At 61.8% G+C, this 11949-nt stretch carries 13 protein-coding genes; 8 read left to right on the plus strand and 5 right to left on the minus strand.

What is annotated here, in order from left to right; translation table 11 throughout:
* Positions 1–244: 244 nt before the first annotated feature.
* The 3 genes from ACY693_RS07420 to ACY693_RS07430 all read left to right on the plus strand — a co-directional run bounded on the left by ACY693_RS07420 (position 245) and on the right by ACY693_RS07430 (position 2360).
* Entirely contained in the window at positions 245–913 is a 669-nt protein-coding gene (locus ACY693_RS07420) for an N-acetylmuramoyl-L-alanine amidase (protein WP_462321193.1), read from the plus strand.
* Between the two features lie 174 nt (positions 914–1087).
* The gene (locus ACY693_RS07425) at positions 1088–1462 is read left to right on the plus strand and encodes a hypothetical protein (RefSeq protein WP_462321194.1); all 375 of its coding nucleotides are present in this window, start codon (positions 1088–1090) and stop codon (positions 1460–1462) included.
* 421 nt (positions 1463–1883) lie between these two features.
* Positions 1884–2360 (plus strand): LexA family protein, encoded by a 477-nt coding sequence (locus ACY693_RS07430; RefSeq protein WP_462321195.1) that lies wholly within the window; start codon positions 1884–1886, stop codon positions 2358–2360.
* Positions 2361–2463: 103 nt separating this feature from the next.
* Here ACY693_RS07430 and ACY693_RS07435 read toward each other — a convergent pair whose 3' ends face one another.
* A complete protein-coding gene (locus tag ACY693_RS07435) occupies positions 2464–4080 on the minus strand; it encodes an AmpG family muropeptide MFS transporter (RefSeq protein ID WP_462321196.1) in 1617 nt (538 codons plus the stop codon).
* A 178-nt stretch (positions 4081–4258) separates the two neighbouring features.
* On the opposite strand from ACY693_RS07435, the gene ACY693_RS07440 reads away from it, so the two are divergent.
* The 3 genes from ACY693_RS07440 to ACY693_RS07450 all read left to right on the plus strand — a co-directional run bounded on the left by ACY693_RS07440 (position 4259) and on the right by ACY693_RS07450 (position 7645).
* Complete coding sequence (locus ACY693_RS07440) at positions 4259–5710, plus strand: phospholipase D-like domain-containing protein (protein WP_462321197.1); 1452 nt, start codon at positions 4259–4261, stop codon at positions 5708–5710.
* Between the two features lie 198 nt (positions 5711–5908).
* Positions 5909–6346, plus strand: a complete 438-nt coding sequence (locus ACY693_RS07445) for a secondary thiamine-phosphate synthase enzyme YjbQ (RefSeq protein ID WP_462321198.1) — start codon at positions 5909–5911, stop codon at positions 6344–6346.
* 6 nt (positions 6347–6352) lie between these two features.
* Positions 6353–7645, plus strand: coding sequence for a RuBisCO large subunit C-terminal-like domain-containing protein (locus ACY693_RS07450; protein ID WP_462321199.1), 1293 nt, complete (start codon positions 6353–6355; stop codon positions 7643–7645).
* A gap of 47 nt (positions 7646–7692) precedes the next feature.
* On the opposite strand, the gene ACY693_RS07455 is transcribed toward ACY693_RS07450, so the two are convergent.
* Together ACY693_RS07455 and ACY693_RS07460 are read right to left on the minus strand one after the other, a co-directional pair.
* Positions 7693–8889, minus strand: coding sequence for a TsoY family (seleno)protein (locus ACY693_RS07455; protein ID WP_462321200.1), 1197 nt, complete (start codon positions 8887–8889; stop codon positions 7693–7695).
* A gap of 154 nt (positions 8890–9043) precedes the next feature.
* Positions 9044–10459: an ABC1 kinase family protein gene (locus ACY693_RS07460; RefSeq protein WP_462321201.1), complete on the minus strand. Its 1416-nt coding sequence runs from the start codon at positions 10457–10459 to the stop codon at positions 9044–9046.
* Positions 10460–10584: 125 nt separating this feature from the next.
* Here ACY693_RS07460 and ACY693_RS07465 point away from each other — a divergent pair, with 125 nt between their 5' ends.
* Both ACY693_RS07465 and ACY693_RS07470 read left to right on the plus strand, forming a co-directional pair.
* Positions 10585–10968, plus strand: coding sequence for a hypothetical protein (locus tag ACY693_RS07465; RefSeq protein ID WP_462321202.1), 384 nt, complete (start codon positions 10585–10587; stop codon positions 10966–10968).
* A 33-nt stretch (positions 10969–11001) separates the two neighbouring features.
* Positions 11002–11145, plus strand: a complete 144-nt coding sequence (locus ACY693_RS07470) for a hypothetical protein (RefSeq protein WP_462321203.1) — start codon at positions 11002–11004, stop codon at positions 11143–11145.
* 18 nt (positions 11146–11163) lie between these two features.
* Here the strand turns inward: ACY693_RS07470 and ACY693_RS07475 are convergent, their stop codons facing one another.
* Positions 11164–11436: a hypothetical protein gene (locus ACY693_RS07475; protein ID WP_462321204.1), complete on the minus strand. Its 273-nt coding sequence runs from the start codon at positions 11434–11436 to the stop codon at positions 11164–11166.
* A 35-nt stretch (positions 11437–11471) separates the two neighbouring features.
* A partial coding sequence (locus ACY693_RS07480) for a metallopeptidase TldD-related protein (protein WP_462321205.1) occupies positions 11472–11949 on the minus strand: 478 nt, incomplete at its 5' end.

An 11949-nucleotide genomic window follows, 5' to 3' on the forward strand; every position in this document is an offset into this window, starting at 1 on the left:
CTTGTTGGCCGCTGTCGCCGCGTCGCTTCGCTGATGCCTTCCTCGGCCGCCAGCTCAGCGAGCGGTCGGTTATGCGGCGGCAGCATCTTGCGCAACACCGCCTCTTTGCGTTCTTCACAATATCTCGGCACGGGTCTCTCGCCTCCGCCCCCTGATGGGTTGACTCCTTTACAGTCTCAGGTGGTGGAGGCGACAATTAGCCGGACCGAGGGGGGTATTTTCAGCAGGATAGTGGGTTACGAATGTGTCGGGTTTAAAACCAAAGCTAATAATACTCAATGCGCTTCTTTTCCTGCTGAGTTCCCAGTCCAGCGCGATCGAATCGGTTCCTATCCAAGGCCAGCCTCGGAATCAGCCAGTAAAGCGAGTGATAATACACGCTACAGGCGGACCTGACTGTGTCGCGTCAAGAAGCTTTAAGGGTGGGTCGTTATCTGGAATAGTCGCACACTTTAGAGAAAATCAGGAGAAGATTAGTATCCATTATATCATAGGACGAGATGGCCAGGTCGTCAGTATGGTTCCAGAGTCGCAAGTTGCCTTTCATGCAAGGGGTCACAACTCAGACTCTATCGGAATTGAGCTCGTTAACAACGGTGATGGGCGTGACCCGTTCACAAAAGCTCAGATTCACAATCTCGCGAACCTGCTGGCTGAGATATTACGAAGAAATCAATTGGGCTTGCTTGCACTTCAGGGCCATTCTGAGGTCGACGATGATTATCTAAACTGCGATGGAAGGAGGATGAAGCGCAAACAAGATCCGGGCGGTGCTTTTCCATGGGGACAGCTACTAGCCGATCTAAGGCTTAGGCTGCAACCTGTCAAAACACCTGTTCTGGTTCCTGAAAGATCTCGTTCTGGGAACGCCACGCCCACGACGAGGAGTAACGGGTCAATTTTTCGACGATGAGTGCAACAGTTCAGCAGCAAGGCTGTCGATCGAAGCCGCCCTTGATCTTGTCACGCGCTGTACTGCCGATAAGTACAAGTACTCCGGGGCGCGAGCACTATGTGCCACTGAGATCAATGCCCCACTGACGGCCGCGGCGACGACAGCAAGCCGACAGCCGGATAACGAGCGCGGATGGCGCGCAGCTCTGCCAACCGGCGCGCCGAGCCTGGTGGATGCGATGCGCTGCACTGCGAGCGCGCCAACTGGCCCAGCGACAGCCCGTTCGGCATCCCGCAGCTGAAGCCTCAGGCCTTTGACCTTCCGCCGCACGTCCGCCTGCTACCGTACCGCTCCCGGCTCGACCGGCTCTATCTGACCCGCGACTGCTGCCCTTTCTACGTCGACGACTACCGCTTTGAGTCCACGTGGACCTGCCTCGACATCGGTGCGCGCCATGTCGTCGGGCCTCGGCTCAGTGAAGAGCCAACGATCTATGCTGATGTCAAACGCGCTCTCGATGCGGTCCTGAGAAGCCAGAACAGCTCAGCCCCGCGATCCTGGCCCTAGAGCTGATCGGCCGTATCCGTCGCGGTCTGCTTCTGCGAAGGGAGATCCCCCATCGCGCTGGGGTTCTGCGCTGGTCTCGAGTTGATGCTCGCGTTCGCCTCCGTCGCGCCCCGGGGGCCGCTCGGCAAACAGAGCTATCTCGCCGTGCTGTTGGCGTTCCAGGGGCAATGGGCCCAAGCGCCTTGCCCTGAAACCTGTGAATTGGGGCATGAGCCCGTATGCCGAGAATGTGACGTCGACGAGTCCCAAGCAGCCATCTTGTGGCGATCGTGGTCATTAGCAGGTGGGGCAGTTTGGGGCGGCCTCTTTGTGTTTGCTCGTGACAGCTCGAGTAAGCTCAAACGGCGGGATGGACAACTCAGAGGCAGAGAGAGACGATAAGAGCACCTTAGTCTCCTCCCTGCCACCTGAGGACTGCTCGATGCTCGCCCCAACGACCTACCTCATCCCAAAACGTACACGCCCGATCTGGTCTCCGAACCTCGAGCCCATCGCCCTGGAGGTAGCAACGACGGTCGAACTGCCGTTGCTCGGTTACGTGACCGCCGGCTGTCCGGTGGAGACACCCGAAGACAACGCGAAGGTTCAGGTGCCGAGCCATCTCGCGCGCAAGGCGAGCTATGCGCTGCGGGTACGCGGACACTCGATGATCGACGACCAAATCCAAGACGGTGACATCATTCTGATCGAGCAGCGCGAGACAGCGGAGAATGGCGAGACGATTGTGGCGTTGATTAACGGTGAACGGGTGACTCTGAAACGCTTCTACGTGGAGTCGGACGGGATCCGTCTGCAGCCAGCCAACCCGGAGATGGCCCCCATTTATCTCAAGCACGAAGAGCTCGAGATCCTCGGCATCGTCACTGGAGTCATGCGATTGACGGAAGAGCGCTCCTGAGCGCAGGGCGCAATGATCGGTGAAGAGGCAGGAAGCTGAATCGCATGTTGTCGGTCCTGGATTTGATCAAGGCGTCAGCAATGCCTGCGCCAGCTGATACGTGTCAAGGGGAGTCGGGTTGCGTTGGCATTCGCAGCGCTAGCTTGCGTCCCGCCAACCACACCAGCAGCAGAACCGGTACACCGATTAGCGTCGTAAAGATGAAAAAGCCCGGATAGCCGATGCCGTCGACGATCGAGCCGGAGTAGCCGCCGATCACCTTTGGCAGCAGCGTCATCAGCGAGCTGAAGATCGCGTACTGCACGGCGGTGAACGACACGCTGGTCAGACTGGACAAGAAGGCGACAAAGGCAGCGCTGGCGAGGCCGGCGGCGAGGTTGTCGGCGGCAACCGTTAGGTAGAGCAGTGGCAGGCTATGACCGACATAGGCGAGGGCGACGAAGATCAGGTTGGTCAGCGCCGACAGCACAGCCCCCAGCATCAGGATGCGCATCACGCCAAAGCGCGTTGCCATCAGCCCGCCGATGAAGCCGCCGGCAATACTGACCACGACACCAAAGGTCTTCACCGCCTGGGCGATCTCGGGCTTGGTGAAGCCTAGGTCTTGGTAGAAGACATTGGCGATCACACCGAGCACGATATCCGAGATCCTGTACAGGCCGATCAGCGCTAGCAGCAATAGGGCTGTCTGCAGCCCATAGCGGCGGAAGAAATCCAGCACCGGCGCCACCCAGGTCTGGCGAGCCATCTCGCGATTCACCGCGCCGACGCGCACCAACGCCCAGCCGACGAGCCCTGCGATGCCAAGCGCAAGCGCGAAATGTAAGCTCTCGAGGAAGAAGGCGCCGATCGGACCGCCGCCGGCGGCTTGCTTCAAGCCGGCGATCCCGTCACTGGTGAAAAAGAAGGTCGCGGCAAAGGCGGCGACTGCCAGCAGGAAGACCAGCACGAGACGTGCGTAATCAGAAGGACCGTACTGATAGGTATCGGCGCGCTCGACGTCGGGCTCGCGCACCATCAAGGTGGTGACGACGCCGATCAGCATGGTCGCGGCCATGATCAGATAGGTCAGCCGCCAGGCGCCGTAGGAATACTGCTCCATCGACGACATAAAGGCCGCGGCAAGGAACAGTGCCCCGGCGCCGCTGGTGACCATACCGACGCGGTAACCGGCAATGTAGGCCGCGGACAGCATGCCCTGCAGCGCCGGCGGGGCGATCTCGATCCGATAGGCGTCGATGCAGATATCCTGCGTGGCGGCCGAGAAACCGAGCATCACCGCGGCGAGCGCCATCAGGACGAGGCTGTGCGAGCCCTCGGCCGGATCGACTGAGGCCATCAGCGCGATGGCAGTGATGATCGCGATCTGCGATAACAGCAGCCAGCCGCGCCGGCGCCCTAGACGGCGGGTCAGCCAGGGCAGCGGCAGCCGATCGACCAGCGGCGCCCAGATAAACTTGAACGAATAGCCAAGCGCAGCCCAGCTGAAGAAGGTGACGGCGCTGCGCTCGACACCGGCCTCGCGCAACCACAGCGATAAGGACGAGAAGATTAGTAGCAGTGGGATGCCAGCGGCGAAGCCAAGGAACAACATGCTAAGCACGCGGGGATCGCGCAGGGCGCCGAGTCCCTGGCGCCAGCCCTGACGCTCGTCAGCCGGGCTGGTTCGGGACGCTGCTGTTGCAGCAGCGTAGGAGACGTTTGTCTTGGAGGTTGTCATCAGACTAAGCAGTTACAGCCAATCTCGCCAGGGCGCGTCATGCTAACCCGAATAGGCCAGGTTTGCGCGCACCGGCTGCAGGCTACACTGAGTCCAAACAGGAGCGAGTCCCAGAGCAGGGCGACCGCCATCCACGCCATTTAATCACTCACCACTCACCACGCCGCTCATCCGGCACATGGACCTGAGCCACCTCTTATCCGACCTCTGGATCATCAGCTTCATCGGCCTTCAGGTGGCTGCGGTGATGCTGACCACCACCCACCTGGTGCTCAGCAATCGCGACGTGCCGTCCACGGTTGGCTGGACCGGATTGGTGCTGCTGACTCCGCTGGTCGGCGTGGCGCTGTACTGGGTGTTCGGCATCAATCGCATCAAGCGCAAGGCGCATCGGTTGCGACCAGAGACCTCGATCCAGAGCGACGAGGCCAGCGTGCGCGCCGAGCAGCGCGCCCATCGTCTGCTGGAGCGTCGGTTTCCGCGGCTGATCCCGCTTGGCCATCTGGGTGATGAGCTAACCCTCTCGGTGCTTGAGGCGGGCAATCGACTGACCCCGCTGGTCAATGGCGACGCCGCCTATCCGGAGATGCTCGCCGCGATCGATGCCGCGCAGCGCAGCGTGGCGCTCTCGACCTACATCTTCGACAACGACGTCGCCGGCCAGCGCTTCATCGCCGCGCTGCAGCGGGCCCATCAGCGGGGTGTCCAGGTCAGGGTGCTGATCGACGGCGTCGGCCAGTGGTACAGCCGTCCACACACACCTAAGGTCTTACGTCAGTTCGGCATCCCGACTGGCGTCTTCCTCGAATCGGCGTTGCCGATCCGTAACCCGTACGTCAACCTGCGCAACCACCGCAAGATCCTCGTGGTTGATGGGCGCCTTGGCTTTACGGGCGGACTCAATCTGCGCGAGGGCTGTCTGCTTGAGCGCAATCCGCCGCATCCAGTGCAGGACCTGCATTTCAAGGTCGAGGGGCCGGTGGTGCGCGGACTTGTCGATGCATTCGGGCTCGACTGGGCCTTCACCACCGGCGAGCGACTGGGCTGCGATGCCTGGTATCCCGTCTTGGAGCCAGTAGGCGACAGTATCGCGCGCTGTGTCCCCGATGGCCCTGACGAGGATTTTGATGTGCTGCGCCGCTTGATTCTCGGTGCTTTGGGTCATGCTCAGCGGCGGGTGCGCATTGTCACGCCCTATTTCTTGCCGGATCAGACCCTGATCACGGCATTGAACGTGATCGCCATGAGCGGGGTCGAGGTGCAGATCCTGGTCCCGCAGCGCAACAACCTGCGCTTCGTGCAATGGGCCGCCGAGGCCCAGGCCGAGCAGATCCTGGAGGGGCGCTCGCGGATCTTCGTCACGCCGCCGCCTTTTGATCATAGCAAGCTGATGTTGGTGGATGATGCCTGGTGCTTCGTTGGCTCGGCAAACTGGGACCCCCGCAGCCTGCGCCTGAATTTCGAGCTGAATATCGAATGCTACGACAGCGCACTCGCGCAACAGCTCAATGCGCTGATCGACGAGAAACTGGCCAGCGCCATCGAGATTCGCGCCGATGACATGCGCGCCCGCACCCTGCCGATCCGGCTGCGCGATGGCTTCGCGCGGTTGCTGACCCCGTATCTTTGATGCCTTGAGCTGACGACTCGGGTGCCTCCACCTTCACAGTGCGATTGCAGTAGACTTCGCAGTCATGCCCGCTTTCAGGTTTGACACTCATTTCCGGGGGGTGCGATGACCGACCTGGCCACGCTGTACCAGACCGACTACGCCGCCTGGGCGGAGCGTATGCGATTTCTACCCTGACGCGCGCTGAGACTCATCCACATGCTGACACGCCTCGAGACCATCACGCTGCAGACGACCTCTCCGATCCAGCTCGTCGATATCACGGAGCAGGTGCGCGCCTGCTGTGCGCGTAGCGGGGTGCGCGACGGACTGGTCACCCTCCTCTCGCGCCATACCACAGCGTCGATCTGCCTCAATGAGCGCGAGACGCAGCTCCAGCGCGATATGGTGACCTTCCTAAAACGCATGGTCCCGCGCGATGGCGATTATCTGCACAACCTGGCGCCGGTCGATGATCGCGATAACGCGCATGCGCATCTGATGGCCCTGTTCACCAATGCCTCAGAGACCATCCCGATCGCTGACGGTGAGCTGTTGCTCGGCGGTTGGCAGTCGGTGTTCTTCGTCGAGCTGGACGGGCCGCGGCCGGAGCGTGCCGTAACCCTTCAGTTTCTTGGTCAGGCCGCGGAGGATTAAGCAACCATGCGAGCTGCTGATATCGATGGTTTCTACAGCGATGCCTCAACGCTCGACGCCGAGGCGCATTTGATCCTGGACTACCGGATCGAGTGCCTTGGTGATCCGCGTGTCGCCGCCGCGCATCTGTGCAGTGAGCAGTCGACTGCGCAATGGCGCCGGGTCGATGTCGAGGAGGACTATCGCCCGCGCTTCGCCGCCAAGGTGTTGGACCTGGAGGTCGAGACCGAGCTGTCTGGCACCAGCTATCCGCTTGCCCCGCCGGTCGATGGCCCGGTCAAGGTCTGTCGGGTACGGATTGCGCATCCGCACGCCAACTTCGGTCCCCGTATCCCGAATCTGCTTAGCGCGATCCTGGGTGAAGGCCCCTTTTTCGCCCCCGATGTGCCGCTGATCAAGTTGCTTGATGTCCAGTTTCCGGACAGCTTCTTGGCCGCCTTCGACGGGCCGCAGTTTGGTCTCGATGGACTGCGGGACCTTTGGGATGTGCGGGATCGACCCTTCTTCTTCGGCGTGATCAAGCCCAACATCGGTTTAGACCCCGAGCCCTTTGCCGAGCTTGGCTATCAGGGCTGGCTCGGCGGGCTCGATATCGCCAAGGATGACGAGATGCTGGCCGACCCCGACTGGTCACCGATCGCGCGCCGCTCGGAACTGCTCGGCACCGCTCGCCAGCGCGCCGAGCAGCAAACCGGTGAGCCCAAGGTCTACCTCGCCAACATCACCGATGAGGTCGACCGGCTGCTGCCGTTGCATGATGTGGTGGTCGGCAATGGCGCCAATGCGGTCATGGTCAACGCGCTGCCGGTTGGGTTGAGCGCGGTGCGCATGCTGCGCAAGCAGGCACAGGTGCCGCTGGTGGCGCATTTCCCATTGATCGCAGCCTCGAGTCGGCTGCCGCATTTCGGCGTGCACAGCCGCGTCTGGACCAAATTGCAGCGATTGGTCGGGTACGACGTCGTGATCATGCCGGGCTTTGGGCCGCGGATGATGACAGCGGAGGATGAGGTGCTCGAATGCATCGCCGCCTGCGTCGAGCCGATGGGGCCGATCAAGCCCTCTCTGCCGGTGCCGGGTGGCAGCGATTCGGCCGCGACCCTGCCAGGCGTGCATGAGCATGTCGGCAATGCGGATTTCGGCTTCGTGCCTGGTCGCGGCGTGTTCAGTCATCCGATGGGGCCGCGCGGCGGAGCCGCGAGCCTGCGCCAGGCCTGGGAGGCGATCGCCGCCGGTGTGCCGCTCACTGAGCATGCCGCCCAGCATCCAGAGCTAGCGGCGGCGCTCGGGGCCTTTGGTTAAGAGAGATGAGGCCGGCGTCCGCTGGACGCCGGCTAAGAAGGCCGTGTTTAGAGGGCGATTTGTGGCCGCGCAGGCTTCCGCAGCAGCTTGCGATTGAGCTTGAGTAAGGTCTCCAGGCTCTTCCACTGCACCAGGATCAGCGGCAGCAGCAGCACGAAGAAGGCCGGCGTCAGCGGGGTGATGAGGTCGTTGCCGACCAGCCCGAACATGATCCAGAACCAGCCGAAGACGAAGAAGGCCACCCCTGGGCAGATCAAGCTGTAGGCACCAGGGCTCTTTTGCTCGCCGCTGATGTAGTCGCGGAAGTAGCCCAGGCGCTGCATCACCACGTAGCCGAGCAGACCGAACAGGATCTCGAGCGAGAGGATGATCGAGGTCAGCACGAACAGCGCCGGCTTCGGCACTGTCAGGTCAAAGCCATGCTGCAGACCCATGATCAGCCGCACCAGGGTGATCCCGGACAGGGTCAAGATTGGGATCAAGATCCACAGGCTCGGCGAGGCGCTGGCGGTAAGCCCGTGGCGCAGCATGGCGTTGACGCCGACCACCAGCTTCACCAGCCCGAGCAGCGCCGAGAGGCTCAGGAAGAAGATCGCGAAGAACAGTCCGATCGCATTGATGAGCTGATTCTGGCTCATCGCACCGGGTGCGGCAAAGGCGACAGCAATCATGGCGAAGGCGAAGATCGGCATCATCTGACTCAGATTGGCGTTGCCGATGAAGTCGAATGATCCGGTCATCACCAGTCGTGACAGATAGTTACCGTACATGCGCAGGGCCGCAGCGCCGAGAACGATCAGCACCACCAGGACCCCAGGGAATAGGTACTCGGCAATGCTCCACAGACCTGGAATGGTGGCGGCTCCCACCGCGAACAGGACATTGATGGTCATGGTCAGCGTCAGCGGGATGGCCATGAAGGCAACGTCCTTATTGCGGGCCTCGATCTGCGCCAGATCGGTTGTCCTGCGCCAGCGCCGATACTGCAGCAGGTTCCAGATGAGCAACCGGATGTGCATCACAGCCATCGCCAGCATGGCGGCGACGCCGAGGACGATGAGGGGACGCACCCAGTCGGCTCCAGTCGCCCAGAGGCTCAGCAGATCATTGGCCGTCACCACCGGGGTGTCCGGGTGTGGCACCAGGAACATGAAGTACAGGAAGAAGGTCACGGTGAGCCCACCGGCACCCAGGGCGGAGAGGAAATAGAGCGGGTGATAGTCCCGCTTGGATGTCTCAGTCATGGTACTGCTCCGATTGAGAAAGGAATATCGGGCAGTATTTAAGACTATCCTAATACTGTAATGGAGACACCGCAATGGCGGCCGTGCCGGCGCGGTCCCAACGCTCGTTGGGCTGACGGGCCAGCAAGATCGCTTAGATGGCTGACGTGGGTCTCTAGGCGCCAGCGGGGGCGCCAGCGGGATGGAAACGATCTGCGTCCTTTGCCACAGATGGCTCAGTGCCGATGCTGGACCTGCTGGTGTCGAGCAGATAGGGCTCAAGCATCGTTCGCAGATCGACCTCAGCGCGCAGGCGGCGGCAGAGCATGAAGATGCCAGCGAATTTGCGCTGCAGGAACATGGTCGCTGGCTCCGGCATATGGCTGAACATCTGGTCGTTGAACATGTCTCGGCCGCGTGCAAACACCCGCTCGAACAGCGTCGAATGGCCGAAGTCGTAGGGGCCGGTGCTGGTGATGACCTCACCGGAGAGGCTGATCAGATCGACTAGGCGAGCGGCCTGTTCGGCAGGGACATCGTCGCCGATATAGCCCAGTGCAATCGCACCCTGCTGCATCCCCGCTTGGTCATTGGCAAGCGTCGCGCGGGCCAGCGCTCGATAGCCATCGATCAGCGTTGGCGAGACCGCACGCGTGGCGCCAAAGTCGAGCAGCACGATCCGGCGTGACTGGGCATCGTAGAGGAAGTTGCCGAAGTTCGGATCGGTCTGCACCAGTGCAAACTCGAACAGCTCGCGGATCATCAATCGCGACATCAAGGTCGCAACCCGGTTGCGCTCGCTGCGGCTGAACTGGCTGGCGGTCAGCTGGTCAATCGAGACGCCCTCGGCAAAGTCCATGGCCAGGATGCGCGAGGTCGAGAGGTCCTCATGCACCGCGGGCACCAGGAAGTCTGGATCATCACCGATCAGCGCGCGATAGGCCAGCAGCGACGCGGCCTCAGCCTGGTAATCGGCCTCCTCGTGCAGCTGCAGCCGCGCCTCCTCAAGCATCGGCATCGGGTCGAAGCCTTCCGGCATCATGCCGAAGTTTCGGCTCAGGAAGGCGAGATTGGCGATGTCGCTGTCGATGCTCTCGCGCACACCCGGGAATTGGACCTTGAGTGCTAATCGGCGGCCATCGCGGGTCTCGGCGCGATGCACCTGGCCAATCGAGGCGGCGGCGATGGGCTGGAACTCGAAGCGTTTGAATTGCTTGTTCCAGTCCTTGCCCCACTCAGCGGTGAGCACGCGGTTGAGCTGGCTCAGCGGCATCGGCTCGGCGCGATCGCGCAGGGTCGCCATGATCTGGGCGGCCTCGGGCGTGAAGACGTCGGAGCCATCCATCGACATCAGTTGTCCCATCTTCATCACCGCGCCGCGCATGCGCGCAAGACGGTTGGTGAGACGCTGCGTGGCCTCGGGGCTGAGACGGATGCGTTGACCGTCCCCCTCGCGGCTGCGGGCCAGGTCGATCATCCCGCGCAGCCCGATGCCGCTGGCGAAATCGGAGGTCGCGCGCCCCATGTGCCAGAGGCGGCTGAGGCGTTTACTCGGGACAGCCAGTCCCTTTGTCGATGTTTTGCTCGCCATGAATGAACTCTTGGTTGGTCGCTGTCGAGAGTTGTCCTAGTGGGTGCTCGACAATTAATGCACAAGCCTAACAGCGCCCATCATCGGTTGTAGATGACAGATCGCAGAAGCAGAGGAATCACCCCATGAGCAGCATGATGGCCGTGCTTTTGAACGGCCTTGCACAGATCGAGTACGACCGGACCAAACCCTTGCCCGACTACCAGGGTGCTTATCTCGAGAAGATGGACCGGAAGATGGAGTCAGAGGGTATCGATATCGATGGCGAGCGCATCCTTGCTCCGGCCCTCGAGCAAAAGGCGCAGTTTGTGGCCGCGAACCTGGCCAATGCGATCCTCACCAACGAGGAGGCCCAGGCTGCGGCGATGACCACCTGGCTTGCCGAACGGCTGCCCGAGCTCAAGCAGGTCAAGCTGCGCGAAGAAGAGGACGGCTTCGCGATCGAGCTCAACTTTGACGAGGCCTACATCCGACAGCATCCAGTTCAGATCACACCGCGCCGGCACTAGCCGTTTGTAGCCAGATACTCGCTGCCGCTGCCGTTGTTCTTCGAGCAGCCAGTCTGTGCTGACTGCGACGAGCTGCATGGCGATATCCTGCAGCGTGATCAGGTGGCCGAGACGCTCGAGAGTTTCGATGCCGTGGTGGTCAATGCCTTCTCCACAGGCCCAGGGCGTCGAGATTGATATGATGGAGTGAACGCCTCAAACACCCCGGATAGCGCGGTCGATCCGCGCCTTGGCCTCGACCCAGGCCGGATCGCCGATGCCCTCGAGCACTGAGCGTTCCATCAGCGCATAGGCGATCTGTCGTTGCTCGGCGGACAGATCGCCGAGCTTGCTGAGCTTAAAGAGACGACCTGCACGATCGTATTCCAGCGTGTTGACCAGGGCATATAGCGTGAGCGCCGCGGCCGATTCCGGCGCGGCCTCGATCACGGCGATGGTTTGCTCGATGGCTTGACTTGGTTCGATCATGGGTCCGTCTCTTCTCGTTGGCCATGAGTTGGCCATTACTCGCCGGCGATGGTCATCTCCTCGAGCAGCCAAGACCCGGTCGTCGTGCTGCCGACAAAGTCGCAATCGTTGCCGATCGCGACCACTCCCTTGAACATATCCTTCAGATTTCCAGCGATGGTGATCTCCTCGACCGGATACTGGATCTCACCATTCTCGACCCAAAAGCCGGTGGCGCCGCGCGAATAATCGCCGGTGACGTTGTTCACGCCCTGGCCCATCAGATCGGTCACGAACAGCCCAGTGCCCAGCTCGCGCAGCATCGCCTGCCGATCGCGCTCACTCATACCGACGCGCATGTTGCGCACACCGCCGGCATTGGCGGTTGTGGTCATGCCGAGCCGGCAGGCCGAGTAGTGATCGAGCAGATAGGTCTGCAGCACCCCATCGCGCAGGAGATCCTTTGGCGCGGTTGCGACGCCATCGCCATCGAAGGGCGCGCTGGCGAGACCGCGCGGTTTCAGGGGGTTCTCG

The organism is Halochromatium sp. (assembly GCF_054919635.1).